General features: G+C 68.5%; 8 protein-coding genes. 5 read left to right on the top strand and 3 right to left on the bottom strand.

The window, feature by feature from the left end:
• Nucleotides 1-438: 438 nt before the first annotated feature.
• The 3 genes from VFG42_RS03915 (at nucleotide 439) to VFG42_RS03905 (ending at nucleotide 8250) form a co-directional block, all read left to right on the top strand.
• Nucleotides 439-3927, top strand: coding sequence for a hypothetical protein (locus VFG42_RS03915; protein ID WP_324905462.1), 3489 nt, complete (start codon nucleotides 439-441; stop codon nucleotides 3925-3927).
• 15 nt (nucleotides 3928-3942) lie between these two features.
• Nucleotides 3943-7110 carry a hypothetical protein gene (locus VFG42_RS03910; RefSeq protein WP_324905460.1) on the top strand — a complete coding sequence of 1056 codons (3168 nt, stop codon included), beginning with the start codon at nucleotides 3943-3945 and terminating at the stop codon, nucleotides 7108-7110.
• Between the two features lie 258 nt (nucleotides 7111-7368).
• A complete protein-coding gene (locus tag VFG42_RS03905; RefSeq protein ID WP_324905459.1) occupies nucleotides 7369-8250 on the top strand; it encodes a hypothetical protein in 882 nt (293 codons plus the stop codon).
• 674 nt (nucleotides 8251-8924) lie between these two features.
• Here VFG42_RS03905 and VFG42_RS03900 read toward each other — a convergent pair.
• Complete coding sequence (locus VFG42_RS03900; RefSeq protein ID WP_324905457.1) at nucleotides 8925-9281, bottom strand: hypothetical protein; 357 nt, start codon at nucleotides 9279-9281, stop codon at nucleotides 8925-8927.
• 83 nt (nucleotides 9282-9364) lie between these two features.
• Between VFG42_RS03900 and VFG42_RS03895 the strand changes: the two genes are divergently transcribed.
• Complete coding sequence (locus VFG42_RS03895; RefSeq protein ID WP_324905455.1) at nucleotides 9365-10384, top strand: hypothetical protein; 1020 nt, start codon at nucleotides 9365-9367, stop codon at nucleotides 10382-10384.
• Nucleotides 10385-10415: 31 nt separating this feature from the next.
• On the opposite strand, the gene VFG42_RS03890 is transcribed toward VFG42_RS03895, so the two are convergent.
• Nucleotides 10416-10943, bottom strand: coding sequence for a phosphoribosyltransferase (locus VFG42_RS03890; RefSeq protein ID WP_324905453.1), 528 nt, complete (start codon nucleotides 10941-10943; stop codon nucleotides 10416-10418).
• Nucleotides 10944-11364: 421 nt separating this feature from the next.
• Between VFG42_RS03890 and VFG42_RS03885 the strand changes: the two genes are divergently transcribed.
• Nucleotides 11365-14328: a hypothetical protein gene (locus VFG42_RS03885; RefSeq protein WP_324905451.1), complete on the top strand. Its 2964-nt coding sequence runs from the start codon at nucleotides 11365-11367 to the stop codon at nucleotides 14326-14328.
• Here the strand turns inward: VFG42_RS03885 and VFG42_RS03880 are convergent.
• Nucleotides 14318-16114: a hypothetical protein gene (locus tag VFG42_RS03880; protein WP_324905449.1), complete on the bottom strand. Its 1797-nt coding sequence runs from the start codon at nucleotides 16112-16114 to the stop codon at nucleotides 14318-14320. The two genes, VFG42_RS03885 and VFG42_RS03880, sit on opposite strands and share 11 nt — an antisense overlap.
• Nucleotides 16115-16122: the final 8 nt, after the last annotated feature.

The following is a 16122-nucleotide window of genomic DNA, read 5'->3' as shown; positions in this document are numbered from 1 at the left end:
GGGGCGGGGCCACGACGCCATTTCGGGACGCTAGGGCTCCGCTCATCTGAGGGAGATCGGCTGGCAGGCGACGAGACGATCCATCGCCTGTGGACCAGCCAAGGGCCCCCGCCGCGGGGCGCGCGGGCAGCGGGAGCCCCGGGACGGTCGGGGCCGCGAGAACTGATCAGCAAATCTGCGCCTTTTCCGTGCGTCTGCGTTGCTACTCACGTCACGACCGGACGTCGCCTCCAACGCTTTGAACACGAAGTGGCTCGGCAAACGAGCTTCGCACAATGCTTGAGATGAGATACACGTCTTGACTCTAGGAAACACGCATGACTATAGTGCTCGCGCCGTTGCCGACCGTGGCGCTGGCACTGGGTCTTCGAGGAGGAGGAGAGTCGAGTGACTCGCAGTCTTCGTGCGTACGCGGGAAGCGTTCGTGCCGTTCTTGTCGTGCTCGTCGCATGCGTCGTGTCAGGCGCATTGGCGGGAACCGTGTTTGCCGCTACGGCGGACGAGTCCTATGCCTATCGCAGCGATGTCGGATCCGGCGGGGCCATGCCGTTCCAGACGCCGTCCAACAGCGTGGCCGTGAGCAGCGCCGACGATCGGCTCTTCATCGGTCGTGAGTTCGATGGCAACTTTGGCTCGGGAGCCTTCGAGGTGCTGGACGCGAGCGGCACGTCGATCACCCAAGTGCCCTCTAGCACCTTCACCACGGGCATCGCGGTGAGCCCGGACGGGAGCTCCGTCTACACGCTGGGCTTCTTCCAGAACCCGATCAAGCTCACCAGCGACGGCGCTCCGACGCCCACCTACACCCAGGACCCGCTCTGGAACCCGAGCGTTCTGAGTCCGAACGACATTGCTGTCGACCCGTCCACCGGCGATGTGCTCCTCGCCAGCGGGAACTCCGTCGTCCGCGTCGACTCTTCGACCGGTGCGCAGCTGTCGACGGTCACCGGCTCGGTGAGCCCCTCGAGGATCGCCACCGCCCCCAACGGCGACATCTACCTGCTCGACAACCTGGGGGGGCGCATCGAGCACCTGGCCTCCGATGGCACCTCGAAGGGGCGCCTCGCCATCCCGACGGCAGCAGCGGCCTGGACCAATCCTGGCATCGCGGTGAACCCGCAAAACGGCGACGTCGCAGTGGAGTTGCCCGCCGGATACGTGACCGCCAATGACGCGGTCGTCCGGATCTATACGGCCGCGAACGTCCTCAAGGACACGTTCCGTGTTCCGGCCGCGGTGGCCAGTGGTCACGCGGGCTTGGCTTTCTCCGCCGATGGCACGAAGCTCTACGTCGGCTTGGCTGACGGCACCGCGCACGTGTTCGAGTTGGGCATCCGACCCGGTATCGACACGCCCTCCGTCTCGCAGATCGGCACGACGAGTTTCCATGTGAGTTCTGAGGTGGCGACCGCCGGGCAGGCGACGACCGCCCAGGTCGAATACTGCTTGGCCTCTGATCCGTGCACGCAGTTCCTCACGGCAGACGCCCCGAGTCCTTGGCACGCGCTCACGCCCCACACCGGGTTGTCGAACCCAACCGATGACGATCCCATCGACGACGACGTCACCGGCCTCGAGCCGAACACCGATTACCTCGTCCGTGTCTACGCGATCGGCGACATCTCACGTGTCGAGAACAGCACGGCCGCGGTCGCGGTCCGTACGGCGCTCGTACCTCCCACCGTGCAGACCGGAGCGGCGAACGCCGACGACCATTCGGCGGAGCTGACCGGAACCATCAACACCCGTGGCGGTCAGACGACGTATCACTTCGAGTACGGCCTAACGACGAACTACGGAAGCAACGCCCCCGCGGGTCCCGAAGCGATTGCGGGCAACCTACGTACGACGCGCACGGTCACCCGGACGATCAAGAGTCTGCAGCCCGGGACGACGTACCACTACCGTCTGGTGGCGACCAACCCGGCAGGCACCGCCGCTGGCGCAGACCGCACCTTCACGACGCTTGGAGTCGACCAGGTCGCTCCGCGGCGTGGGTACGAGCAGGTCACCTCCCCGGACAAGAAGGGGCTCTCGCTGAACGGCAACTGGGGCTTCTACGCCAGTCCGGACGGTGGGGCGATCGAGTACACCGCCGCTGAGCCGGCGTCGGACTCATCGAGTGCCGCCCTGTCTGCGCGGTACATCGCGCGGCGCGGGGGGACCGACTGGATCGGGCAGCAGCCGCTCGACCCGCCCCTGACGCCTGGACGCGCCATCATCGGCTCGGTCACGCACGCGGTGTCCGACGATTCCGAACACGCGATGGTGGTTACCCCGGTGGCACTGACGGCGGATGCCGTCCAGGGTGCGGCCAACATCTACGTCACCGACGTTGACACCGGCGCCTATCACTTGGTGGGCACGGCGACGCAGCCCGGAGCGTACAGCGGGATGGACGGCACGAAGCACGCGGATGTCTTCATCGGGGGAGCGCGGGACTTCAGCTGGATCGTGCTGATCTCCCGGTTCCCGCTCTTGCCGAACGCCCCGCAGGTCGCGATGTACAAATGGTCGAAGACGGATGGTCTCTCGATCATCTCCAGGTTGCCCGGGAACGCCATTCCCACGGGGAAGACCTGGTCGCAGACCTACGAGCTCACGACGAACCGACTCGTCTCCGACGACGGCAACACGGTGGCCTTCACGCTCCTCAACGGCGATGACGGCGTCTACCGGCGGTCGGGCGGCCAGACGGTGGCGATCTCGGCGTCGCCAGTCAGCGGGGGCGTGGTGAAGCCAGGCCTCGCTGTCGGGATGAGCCGAGATGGTCGCTACGTCGTGTTCCTCTCCCACAGCAAGCTCACCGACGACGCGACGGATCTGGTCGTGCCGATGAATGTCTATCGCTATGACGCCCAAACGGGCGGGCTGACGCTCCTCGGCGAGAGCGACGGCATCGGTGACGGCTCGAACGACGTCATCGCGATCAGCGACGACGGCAACACGGTCTACTACAACGGATTCGCGCAGACGACCGACGCCAACAACAACCCTGTCACCGTCGACGGGCTCACCGTGTGGCGCAACGGGCAGGTGCACCCGGTCGGCGATTCCGTGACGTACGGTTACGCAAGTCCCAATGGTCGATACCTCGTCGTCTTCCAAGGCGGCGCGAACGTGGTGTACCTCTATGACGCCGACGCCAGGGATCTGACGTGCATCTCGTGCACGCTCGATGGTGACGGCCGCGGAGGGCAGCTCCCGGACCCCGAGCGCAACATCAACAACTCGCACCCGCGGGCGGTCACCGACGACGGGCATGCGTACTTCGGTACGACCCAGGCGCTGTTGAACGTCGATCACAACCAGACGAACGACGTCTACGAGTACTACCGCGGCCGGGTCACGTTGCTCAGCCCCGGCGATCGTGACTTCGACGCGTTGCTGGTCGACATCTCACCTGACGGCAGTGACGTGTTCTTCACGACGGCGGAGGGGCTGGTCGGGCAGGACACCGATCAGGCTTACGACGTCTATGACGCGCGCCTTGGTGGGGGGCTCGCCGCCCAGAACCCGCCGGCCCCGAACGCTCCGTGTGCGAAGTCTGAGTGCGCCGAGCCGGGACTGGGCCCGGTCACCAGCCCGTCCGTCGGGTCACCCCCTGAGCCCTCGGGTAAGCCAGCCAAGCGCACCAATCAGGCCAAGGTCAAGCTGTCCCTGGGGCGCGTGAGCATCGGGTCGAAGACCATGAAGATCACGTTCCACGCCTCTCAGCGCGGGCGGGTCACGGTTTCCGGAGCCCGTATCATCAAAGCCTACAAGAACGTGACCAAGGAAGGTACCTACAACCTCAGCGTCCGGCTGAGCAAGAAGGCACGATCGCTGCTGCACGCGAAGAAGAAATTCAAGCTCGCAGTCAAGGTCAGCCTTGCAGGAGGCTGGGGGACGTCCTCGGCCAAGTACTCGCGGACCCTGAACAAGTAGGTGATGAGGATGATCATGAAGAACCCCACGCTCCGCGCACTGTCGGACGCCACTGCCGGGATCGGCGGCCGCACGACGGTCGCCTCTGCCCGGCGGCCCGCCGCGCTGATCGTCGCGTTCGCCGTCCTTCTGTTCGGCTATTCGCTGGTCCTGGTGACCTCGGCACGGGCGAACCTTCAGTTCGACCAGGTTGGCGTCCAGCTGACCGACACGCCCAAGCAGTCGGTCGACGCGAACGGCAACCCGGTGTTCCGGTCCGATCCGGACAACATCGATCCCTCGACGTTCCAGCACAAGCAGATCCCGGTCTATGACGAGCTCGGGAGCTTCACCCGCCAGGCTGGCGGCCATCCCGACTTCACCCTCTCGTTCTCGCTGCCGACGGACCCCAACGCGGTCGTCGACGGCCAGCAGTCACCGGGCCCGCCCGAGGCGGTCCACTCGGTCGAAGTGGACTTGCCACCAGGCATGCTCGGCAACCCCAATGCCGTCACGGAATGCGATATGCGGGACTTCGCCGAGCCCAGCGTGGGTCAGGCGCGCTGCCCGCTCTCGTCGCAGGTCGGCGTCGCCGACGTCGGGCTTGCGGGCGGAAGCGGTGACGTCTCACACAACCTCGTCGGCATCTTCAACCTCAAGCACGGCCCCGACGTGCCCGCCCGGTTCGGGATCAACTACCTCGGGGCCGTCGCGATCATCGACGGACACGTGCGCCCAGGGGACTACGGGATCTCGGCCGCCAGCGTCTCGATCTCCCAGGCGCTCACGATCCAGACGGTCAAGTTCACGCTCTGGGGTGTGCCGGCCGATCCGTCGCATGACTCCTACCGCGGTGGGCTTCCGGATCCCCTCACCGGCCCCTCGCAGTCCCTCGGCGGCGTCACGCCCGTCCCGTTCATGTACGCACCGACGTCGTGCACGGGCTCACCCGTGTCGTTCACGGTGCGCGGTGACTCGTGGGAGCACCGCGGCGTCTTCGACACGCGGACCATCACGATGGACACGGACGGCACGCCCCTGGTCTTCGATGGCTGCGACGCGCTGCCGTTCGCCCCCTCCATCGACGTCAAGGCGCTCTCCCGAGTCGCAGACGCGCCGACGGCCCTCAGCGTCGACCTCAAGGTCCCGCAGTCCGACGATCCCAGCAACCCGGGAACGGCGCACGTCCGCAAGGTCGTGATGCGGTTGCCGCAGGGCATGACGGTCTCGCCCTCCTCGGCGGCAGGGCTGGGAGCGTGTTCGCCGGCGCAGATCGGGCTGGGCACCAACGACGCCCCGAGCTGCCCGGACTCGTCGAAGCTCGGCAAGGTGACGATCACCACCCCCGTGCTGCCCGACCCGCTGACGGGCGACATCATCCTCGCCGCCCAGAACGACAACCCGTTCCGCTCGCTCATCGCGATGTACCTTGCGGTCAAGGGCCCCGGGTTCTACGTGAAGCTGCCCGGCAGGGTCGATTTGGACCAGACGACCGGCCAGCTCACGGTGACGTTCGACAACACGCCGCAGGTGCCGTTCTCGGAGATGAAGGTCGACCTCCTGGGCGGCTCGCAGGCGGCGCTGGCGACGCCAACGGCCTGCGGGACCTACAACACGCACGTGGAGATCACCTCCTGGGCGTCCGATGACCCGGTGTCGCTCGACTCGCCGACGCGGATCGACCAGAACTGCGACGCCAAGGCGTTCACGCCGTCCTTCACGGCCGGCATGACGAACAAGCAGGCCGGCCAGTTCTCGCCGTTCACGTTCACGCTCACGCGTCAGGACGGCATGCCGACCCTCTCGACGATCGACATGGCGCTGCCCCCGGGCCTCCTGGCGGACATCGGGTCGGTCCCGCGTTGTGATGCGGCAGCCGCCAACGCCGGGACGTGTCCGGTCGAGAGCAAGATCGGCACGACGTCGGCCCTGTCGGGGCCCGGCGCTCAGCCGCTCGGGCTCACGGGCAACGTCTACTTGACGGGTCCGTACAAGGACGCCCCGTTCGGGCTGTCGATCGCCGTTCCGACGGCCGGCCAGGCCGGGCCGTTCGACCTCGGCACGGTCGTGGTCCGCGCGGGCATCTACGTCGACCGCAGGGACGCGCACGCCACGGTGAAGTCGGACCCGCTTCCGACGATCATCCAGGGCATCCCGCTGCGGTTGCGGCAGGTCGGGGTCACCATCGACCGGCCGAAGTTCATGCTCAACCCGACCAGCTGCAACCAGAAGACGATCTTCGCGAACTTCGGTGCGGTGGGCGGTGTGATCAGCAGCCAGACGCAGGCCTTCCAGGTCGGCGGCTGCGGCGACCTCGATCTCAAGCCGAAGCTCGCGGTCAAGCTGACCGGCACGAAGTCGACCAAGGACGGCACGTCGCCGGGCGTCGAGGCGACCCTCACCGATCCGGGTGGTGGATCGAACTACGCCAAGGTCGAGGCCAAGCTGCCGCTGGCCCTCGCGCTCGAGCCGTCGAACGCCCAGTCGCTCTGCAAGCCGGAGCAGGCCGCGGCCTTCAACTGCCCGAAGACGTCGATCGTCGGCTCGGCGACCGCACGGTCCGTGCTCCCGCACGAGCTGAGCGGCCCGGTCTACTTCGTCGAGGGTCGTCGCAAGACGTCGACGGGCCGTACGAAGGCCTCGCTGCCCGACCTCTGGATCCCGCTCTCGGCCGACGGTGTCACCATCGACGTCCGGGCGAGCTCCCAGGTCGACTCCAGCGATCGCCTGGTCACGACGTTCCATGACCTGCCGGACGCGCCGATCAAGAACTTCGACCTGAAGATCTCGGGCGGCAAGCACGGCATCCTGGTCGTCTCCGGCAAGTCGACGTGTGACCGTGACATGACGTTCGACCTGCGGTACACGGGCCAGAACGACGAGACCAAGGTCGCGACGGCCAAGCCGAAGGTCGCCGGGTGCAAGCCCTCGGTCAAGAGCACCAAGACGACGAAGAAGTCGGTCACGGTCAAGGTGGGCAACCTCGCCGCCGGCAAGCTCACGATGTCGGGCGGGGGTCTGCTCTCGCGGGCGTCGAAGACGCTGAAGGCGGGCCCGGAGGCCACCCTCACCGCGAAGTTGACCAACAAGGCCCGCGCGACGCTGAGCCGGACCGGCAAGGTCACGGTGCGAGTGAGCGTGGCGTACAAGCCCAAGGTCGGCAAGACCGTGAAGCTCACCAAGAGGGTTACCGTCAAGGGCTGATAGGTCCTGAATATACGCTCGGCCGGTCGAAGGGCGCCCATTGGGCGCCCTTCGCGTTTAACAAAAACCAGCGAAACACGATGCTGTCTATTGACTCTTGAAAATGCTTCCGGGTATGATCGGCCAGCCTGGGAGCGTGTGCTGTTCCGCGCGCCCGGGGACGTGGGGATGGGGCTTTGTGGGGTCGTTTCAAGTGGGTCGGCTCTTTCGCGCCTGCATCCTAATCAATCCGATATCCTAACTATAGGAGGATCCCACATGCGGATCAGGATGTCTTTGAAGCCGGTGGTGGCTGCCGCCGTGTCTGTCGGTGCGCTCGCCATCACGTCGTCCGCCATGGCGGCGGCGCCGACCGGTGACTTCGTGCCGTTCAAGTACTGCCCGTATTCGAACACCGCCGTCCAGACGTGTCTGAAGAACACGACGACGTCCGGCTCGTTCACGCTCGGCAACGCGACGGTGCCGATCACGTCGTCGACGCCGACGGTGCTCCAGGGCGCCTATTCGTTCAACAACGACGGCTCCACGACGTTCTTCGGCGCCGCCAATGGCGGGTCGACGCTCAATGCCACGCCCCTCAAGGTTCCGGGCGGTCTGATCGGCCTGGTCAGCACGGGTGGTTGGTCGGGCGTACTGATCGACCTCTTCAACGCTGCCGTCGCGTCGGTCAACGACGTGTATGCCACCGCTGAGCTGGCCGGTTCGCCGCAGTTCGACTACATCAACTACTTGATCGCCAGCGGCACGGCGTTCACGCTCCCGATCAAGGTTCACCTGACGAACCCGTTCCTGGGCTCGAGCTGCTACATCGGTTCCAACTCGAACCCGATCACGCTGCGCCTCACGCTCGGCACGACGAGCCCGCCGGCTCCGAACTCGCCGATCTCGGGCAGCCCGGGGGATCCGTTCACGAACGCGTCGGGCACGTACCGCGCGGCTCCGAACACGCGCCTGGTCGACAACGCGTTCTCCGTCCCGGCGGCGTCGAACTGTGGCTACCTCCCGCTGGACAAGCTGGTCATCACGGCTGGCGTGAACCTCAAGGAGGGCCTGCCCTCTGCGGCTGGCAAGAACACGGCCATCCTCCAGGGGACGGCGGAGACCGGGGACCGCGCCGCCGTCGCGGCCAGCGTGCACTAGCAGCATCAGCAAGTACGTCGGTCGGGAGGCTGAACGACCTCCCACCTGGCGGTCACGAAAGAGAGGGGCGCCCGAAAGGGCGCCCCTCTCGTGTCGTCAGACGACAGCTCGCTAGAGCGCGTCGGGCTCCGTCGCGTGCTGTGCGGCCGGTTGCAACGCCGCCTCGGAGCGGTCGGCATGTCGGTCGATTGTCTGCGACTCGGATCCTGAGGAGTCAGCCTTCGCGAGCTTCTTGCGCGCAAGGCTTGTTCAGATGAGCGCGTTGAGCGCGGGCGCCCGGTCGTGGTTGCCGGCCCGCTCGCCTTTCCGTTCGTCCCTGTGCGAGAACCTGACCCACGGCACCTCGGAGGCGACCTAGCCTTTGACCTCGGATGTTGAGCCGGGCCGCGTTGAGCGGGAAGTCGACGATCGGTGTCAGGCCGATGTCGTATTCGGCCCATGTGGGAAGCGAACCGAAATGTGTGGTGAGGCGCGACTCGCGCAGTTTGAGGTCGACGCCCCACCCTTTCCGCGCCGGGTGCTGGCGAGAGCGCTCGTGTGCTCGATGCCGGCGATCCAGCCGATGACCAGCCCGTCGTGGCGCTCTCGCCGGCGCTTGAGCTTGCGCGGCAGGTAGTTCTCGGAAACCTCGACGTCGGTGACGCCGGCGTTGTCGTACTTGGCGCGGATAGCGTCTAGGTGAACTGGCGCTGTCCGCACAGCCTGACGATCCCCTTGAAGTTGGGGCGCCGGCGCGGAACCGCTGACAGGTCGTCGTCGGTGTCCCACACGATCCCGACGCCCCGCGCCGCGAGCTTCGCCAGCGGGCGGCGCAGCGCCTCCTCGCTGCGACGGAAGACGTAGACCACGTCGCAGCTGTCGAGCTCGGCGATCCGCGCCTCGCCGGTGTCGTTCTCCGGCCAGACGATCTCGTGCCCGCGCCGCACCATCTCCTCGAGCGGATAGACCCCGCGGTAGTACGCGGCCGCGGTGGGTTCGAAGGCTGCTCCGATGCGCATCGCCCGAGCTTGCCGTGCGGGCAGCACGGTCACCAGCGCCGTCCGGCAGGGACCCGTGCCGTCTGGCAGCAGGAGGCCTGGTGAACAACACACATCCATGGCTACGATCGTCGTTCATGCGTCTTGGGGTCCTCTACACGACCGACGTGTACAACTCGATCTACCGCGCGCTGATCCCGGCGGAGGCCATGCGGCGCAAGGGGCACGACGTGCGGGTCGTCAAGCACGACGATGCTTCCCGCGTGCCGATGGAGCAGTTCTCCGACCGCGAGGTCGTCCACGTCTTCCGACGCCACGACAAGGCCATCGCCAAGTTCATCGACGGCCTGCGCAATCGTGGCATCGGCGTCACCTACGACAACGACGACGACCTGCGCCTCGCGCCCGAGGAGAGCGAGTTCTTCAAGCGCCATCGGGCCACGGGGATCAAGCGGCACTTCGCCGAGCAGGTGTCGATCATGCGTCGCGCGCACCTCATCACGACGACCACCGACACGCTCGCCGAGCGCTGGGCGCAGGAGGTCGACCGCCCGATCGAGGTCGTGCCGAACTTCGTCGACGACCAGCACTTCGTGCGTACCGCGCGCAACTCCGAGGGCGTCGTCGTCGGCTGGGTGGCGGGCAAGGAGCACGTCGCCGACGCGCGCCGGCTGGAGATCGCGCAGGTCCTGCAGCGCGTCATGAGCAAGCGACCCGAGGTCCGCGTGGTCACGATCGGCGTGCGGCTCGACCTCGACGCCTCGCGTTACACCCACCACGAGCACATCCCGCTGCACCGCCTGGGGGAGTACACGCGGAAGTTCGACGTCGGCATCGCGCCGCTGGCGGACATCCCGATGAGCTACGCCCGCTCCGACGTCAAGGTGAAGGAGTACTCGGCGGCCGGCGTGCCGTGGCTGGCGTCCAATCGCGGGCCGTACGCGGGGCTGCCCGCGAAGTTCGGCGGCCTGGTCGTCGAGGACGACGCGTGGGAGGCGGCGCTCCTCGAGATCACGAGCTCGAAGTGGAAGCGCCTGCAGCTGCGCCGTTGCGCCGAGCGCTGGGCGCGCTCCCAGCGGATCGACAAGCACGTGAGTCGCTGGGAGGCCGTCTGGCAGGAGGCGGCCGCGATGGCGGAGCGGGCCGCGGCGGCCTAGGTGACCCGGGCGGGCAGGCGGCGGGCCTGGACTAGGCGACCGCGCTGCCTCCGCCCGCCACCGGGCCGGCGGCGCTCCACGGGAAGTCGATCCAACGGTCCGTGCGGCGCCACACGTAGTCGCACTTGACCACCGACTGGGGCTTCTCGTACAGCACGGCCGTGCGGACCTCGGCGACCTTGCCGGCGCAGAAGTCCTGGACGACCTCGAGCGTGCGGCCGGTGTCGGCGACGTCGTCGACGACGAGCATCTTGGCGTGGCCCAGGTCCACGAGCTCGGGCGCGGGCGGGAGGACCATCGGGACCTCCAGGCGCTGGTCGACGTCGGTGTAGAACTCGACGTTCATCGCGCACGAGTTCTTGACGCCGAGCGCGTAGGAGACCGCGCCGCCGGGGAGCAGGCCGCCGCGGGCGATGGCCAGGACGATGTCGGGCTCGTAGCCGGACGCGACGACGGCCTCGGCGAGATGACGCGCGGCCTCGCCGAGGTGCTCCCAGGTCATGACCTCGCGCTCGGACAGCGCGGGTACGGGGGTGCTGCTCGGCTCGGGCATCGCCATGGAGGGAGCGTACCGTCCTGCTCGCCGCGCTCGGACACGCGACGCCGCCGCGACACGACGCCTTCGCCCCGACGGCCGTCCGCTTCGGCCGCCGGGACCTCCGGCGTTGGCGCTGAGCCCGACCATCGAAGGGCTCGCTGCTCAGATCCGGGACGTGGCGCGCGCGATTGAAGGCACGTCCCGGTTGGACCCTCGGCGCGCCTTCCGGCCGGACTGGACGCGCCGAAGCTCTCAGCGACGACGCTAACGTAGATAGGCCGCTCGGCGGGGAATTTTCTTCCTGCCAAAGCGGCAGATCCGGCCGTCCGTTCGACGCCGGCCGAAGGCGACCGGCGCGCGCACACGGGCCTGTGTGCGAACTTCTCGATTCTTGGGTAACAGGGGCTCGGACGGGGAGGTCGGAGCCCGGCAGGAGGAGACGATGATGGTGCTGCTTTCGAGCAGGATCCGCCGCGCGCTGGTCGCCGCGGCGGTCACGATGACGTGCGCGCTGGCGCCTACGGCGGCGCGCGCGGACTTCGGCGTCGCGAAGTTCGACGCGGGCACGTGCACGAAGAACACCGAGCCGGCGCCGGAGACCCAGTGCTCCCGCGACTCGGACCCGAGCTACTGGTACTCCCAGGTGGCCGGGCATCCTCCGTTCGGCATCACGGACTTCGCGTTCAACACGACGAACCTCGGCGCGGCCGACGGCAACGTCAAGGACGTCCACGTCGACCTCCCGGTCGGGCTCAGCGTCAACCCCGAGTCCACGCCGAAGTGCGCCACCGCGCAGCTGGAGGCCGGCGCCTGCCCGGCCGACACCGCCGTCGGCATGAACTACATCGTGGCGTTGAACGGCATCGTGGCGTTGAACGGCATCCTCCGCGTCCCGATCTCGACCACCGTGTACAACATGGAGCAGCCCGACGGGATGCCCGCGCGCTTCGGCATGACGGTCCCGCTGGTCGGCGGCCAGATCTACCTCGACGGCGGCGTCGCGTGGGACTCGGACTACCACGAGTCCTTCACGATCTCCAACATCACCGACTCGGTCCCGCTCATCGAGACGCGCCTGGTCTTCAACGGCCGCGCCGGCGACGGGACGTTCATCACGATGCCCTCGGGCTGCACCGGCCCGGCGGTCACCGGGCTGCAGGTCGACTCCCATCAGAACCCCGGCCAGTACCTCTCCTACAGCACGAGGACGCCGATCGGCGCCACCGGCTGCGACAAGATCCCGTTCAACCCCACCGTGTCGGTCGCGCCCGACACCCGCGTCGCCGGCGCGCCCGTCGGCGTCACCGTCGACGTCGACGTCCCGCAGAACCCCAACGGCAAGGACCAGCCCAACAGCGCCACGCTGAAGGACGCGCACGTCACGCTGCCCGAGGGCATGTCCTTGAACCCGAGCACGGCCAACGGGCTGGAGGCCTGCACCGACGAGCAGCTGGGCAAGGGCACCAAGAACCCGGTGACGTGCCCGGCCGCCTCGGCGATCGGCAACGTCGAGATCGAGACGCCGGTCCTGCCCGCCGGGACGCTCAAGGGGACCGTCTACCTGGGCCGGCCGCTGAATCGCGACCCGGCCTCGGGCGACGAGTACCGCATGTTCCTGGTCGCCGAGGCCCCGCGCTACGGGGTGTCGGTCCGCCTCGTCGGCCACGTCGCCGCCGACCCGCGCACCGGCCGGCTCACCGCCTCGTTCCTCGACAACCCGCAGATCCAGTTCAGCCGCGTGCGCGTGACGCTGCGCGGCGGCGACCGCGCCACGCTGGTCAACCCGCCGACCTGCGGCACCAAGCAGGTCACCGGGACCTTCACCGGGTACAACGGCGCGACCGCGACCGCCTCCAGCGACCTCACGATCGACCAGGGCTGCGACCGCGGCGGCGCCTTCGGGCCTGGGCTCGGCGCCACGGTCTCCGACCCGCGCGCGGGCGGCAGCCCGGCGTTCGCGCTGACGATCACGCGCCCCGACGGCCAGCAGCAGCTGCAGCGCGTCGACGTCTCGCTGCCGCCCGGCCTGCTGGCCAAGCCGAAGGGCATCCCGCTGTGCGACGACGCCCAGGCCGCGGCCGGCGCGTGCCCCGAGACCAGCCGCATCGGCTCGGTGGCCGTCGCCGCCGGTGCGGGCGCCACGCCCTACTGGCTGTCCGGCCGCGTCTACCTGACCGGCCCCTACAACGGCGGACCGTACGGCCTCTCGATCGTCGTGCCGGCGAAGGCGGGCCCGTTCGACTTCGGCGACGTGATCGTCCGCGCGGCGATCACGCTGGATCGCAACGACGCCCACGTCCGCGTGCTCAGCGACCCGCTGCCGACGATCCTCGACGGCGTCCCGCTGCTGCTGCGCAGCGTCGCGGTCACGATCGACCGGCCCGACACGATGCGCACGCCGACGTCGTGCGCGCCGCTGACGATCGGCTCGACGCTGACGTCGTTGGCCTCGCTCACCGCGGCGCCGACCGCGCCGTTCCAGGCCACCGGCTGCGACGCGCTGAAGTTCACGCCGACGACGAAGGTCGCGCTGACCGGCGCCTCGCAGACCACCGACGGCAAGCACCCGGGCGTCGACGCGATCGTCACCCAGGCGCCCGGCCAGGCCAACATCAAGCAGGTCCAGGTCACGATGCCGCTGTCGATCGCGCTGGACCCCGACAACGCCAACGGCCTCTGCGAGTTCGCCGACGGCCTGCGCGGGGACTGCCCCGAGAAGTCGGTGATCGGCACCGCGACGGCCACGACGCCGCTGCTGCCGCACGGGCTCAGCGGCAAGGTCTACTTCGTCAAGGGCATGCGGTTGGGCAAGACGGGGAACTTGATCCCGACCCTGCCGACGCTGTTGGTGAAGCTGCACGGCGACGTCGACCTCGACATCCGCGCGACGACCGCCGTGGACAGCAAGAACCGTCTGGTCAGCACGTTCGCGCCGATCCCCGACGCGGCCGTGTCGTCGTTCCACCTCAAGCTCAACGGCGGCAAGCACGGCATCCTGGTCGTCACCGGCAACCACGACATCTGCGCCGGCGCCCAGAAGGCGGCGCTCGTCGCCGCCGGGCACAACGGCAAGCAGCTCAAGCAGACGCTGACGCTCGCCACGCCGTGCGCGGCCGCGCCGAAGCTGACCAAGGTGAAGGCATTGCCCGGCGGACGCGTCCAGGCGACCGTCAAGGCGATGGCCGCAGGCCGCCTGACCCTGCGCGGCGCGTCCAAGCGGCTGGGCACCTGGTCGCACACGATGCGCAAGGGTCAGACCAAGACCATCACCCTGAGGTCGTCGAAGGCCGCGCGCGCGTCGACGGCGCGCGGCCGGAAGCTGACCGAGCGGGTCGTCGCGACCTTCACCGTCAAGGGCAAGGGCCGCGCGACCGTGCGCTCGAAGGCCGTGCGCCTCAGGCGCTGACCGGCGGCGCGGGCGGCGCCGACTCGTGCTCGGCGGGGCGGGACCGGAGGAGCCGGACCGCCCCGAAGGCCAGGCCCAACAACCCGAGCAAGGTGAGGATCCGGCCGCCGACGACCGGCCACGGGCTCTTGGCCTGCGCGGTCACGGTCACGTTGCCCTTCGCGTCCGGTTGGCCCTGGACCTCGAGGATCGCGTTGCCCGCGTTGTCCATCGCGACGATCCGCGCGCCGTCGACCTTGACCAGCCACGTCGCCGCCTTGAGGTTGGAGGCGACGTACTGGCCCGGCGAGGCGAGGACCTGGGCGGAGGCCTTGTGCCGGTCCTGGGCGACCTTGGCGTCGAACTGCACGCGCGGCATCGTCGGGTCGACCTGCACCACGTCGAGCCGGCCGTCGACGTAGTCGGCCGCGCCGAACGGCGGCTCGTCCTTGGCCCAGTACGCGCGCGGCTGCTTCCACGGCGGCTGGTAGAACGGGCCCAGCGGCTGGTCGACGAGCGCCTTGGCGCTGAGCACCGTCACCAGGACCGCGGGCACCAGCGCGACCAGCCACCACCTGCGCCAGTCGCGCGTGCGGGCCATCAGCGCCAGCGCGCAGACGACGAAGAAGCCCATGCCGAGCGTGATGTAGGACTGCAGGCGGTAGGGCGCCTGGATGCGGTCGTAGGGCGACGGCAGCGCCAGGATCCAGTTCAGGCGCGTGTGGATCTGCCAGACGACGACCATCACGGCGAACGCCACGAGGGCCAGCCGCAGCCACATCGACCGCCACGACGGCAACGCCAGGACGACCGCCACGGCGCTCCAGACGGTGCCGAGCAGCGGCAGCGCGGCCGACTGGTGCGTGAAGTCCTTCATCCCGTTCGTGTACTTGATCGAGAACAGGTACTTGGCCTCGACGAAGTTCATCGACGTCGTCACCAGGCCCTCGGCGTAGGTCGCGTTCGTCGCGATCAGCGTCTGGCCCTGGTACAGCACGTCGGGCAGCAGGAACCAGGCGTTGACGAGCACGGCGGGCACCATCACGAGCGCCAGCCGCTTCAGCCCGGCCTTCTGGAAGACCAGCCTCCGCGCCGCGGGCACGACCGCGAACAGCACGACGAGCACGATCGCCGAGAGCGTCGAGGCCCACAGCATCGTCAGGTTGTGGCTGCCCGTGTACATCAACGTGCTGAACGCCAGCGCGGCCGCCGGGCCGAGGCGCAGCCGATCAGCGCGCAGGACCGCGATCGCCGACGCGGCCACCAACGGCAGCGACGCGACCGCGACCGCCTGGCCCCACGACCCCCACGCGTAGATGCCCGACAGCCACCACGCCGAGGAGATGAACAGCACGCCCGGCGCGTGGGCGACGACCGGGCCGGCGCCGGCCTGGCGCGCCAGCCAGTAGAAGCCGCCCTCGGCCATCACGAAGGCCATGATCCACGTGATCGCGAACGCCGCGACGTGCCCGACGACCAGCGAGATCAACGCCGCCAGCACGTAGAGCGTCCCGCCGTAGAACGCGAAGTGCGGGTCGAAGACCCCGGTCTGGTTGAAGTTGTACAGCGAGGGGACCAGGTTCTGCTTGATCGACCCCTCCTGGTGCCAGATGTACCAGAGGTGCGTGTACCAGTCGAACCCGATGAAGTGATGCCCCCAGAGCATCGGGCGGACCAGGAAGAAGATCACCAGGGCGACCACCACGACCGAGAGGACCTCGAGCTGGGTGCGCCAACGGTCGCTCCATCCGACGGACGGAGCGACCGGCTTGAGGGTGGTGGGGGCGGCGTCGCTGACGGCCGACATGGTGCTCA

It is taken from the genome of Baekduia sp. (assembly GCF_035685985.1).
In the GTDB taxonomy this organism is placed as follows: domain Bacteria; phylum Actinomycetota; class Thermoleophilia; order Solirubrobacterales; family Solirubrobacteraceae; genus Baekduia.
The sequence above is the reverse complement of the archived record's forward strand: the minus strand, read 5'-3'. Positions and strand labels throughout refer to the sequence as shown.

Bases quoted from the DNA above. Each gene is read 5' to 3' on its own strand.
- VFG42_RS03895 (WP_324905455.1), top strand. From the start codon at position 9,365: ATGCGTCTTGGGGTCCTCTACACGACCGACGTGTACAACTCGATCTAC.
- VFG42_RS03910 (WP_324905460.1), top strand. From the start codon at position 3,943: ATGAAGAACCCCACGCTCCGCGCACTGTCGGACGCCACTGCCGGGATC.
- VFG42_RS03890 (WP_324905453.1), bottom strand. From the start codon at position 10,943: ATGGCGATGCCCGAGCCGAGCAGCACCCCCGTACCCGCGCTGTCCGAG.
- VFG42_RS03905 (WP_324905459.1), top strand. From the start codon at position 7,369: ATGCGGATCAGGATGTCTTTGAAGCCGGTGGTGGCTGCCGCCGTGTCT.
- VFG42_RS03880 (WP_324905449.1), bottom strand. From the start codon at position 16,114: ATGTCGGCCGTCAGCGACGCCGCCCCCACCACCCTCAAGCCGGTCGCT.
- VFG42_RS03885 (WP_324905451.1), top strand. From the start codon at position 11,365: ATGATGGTGCTGCTTTCGAGCAGGATCCGCCGCGCGCTGGTCGCCGCG.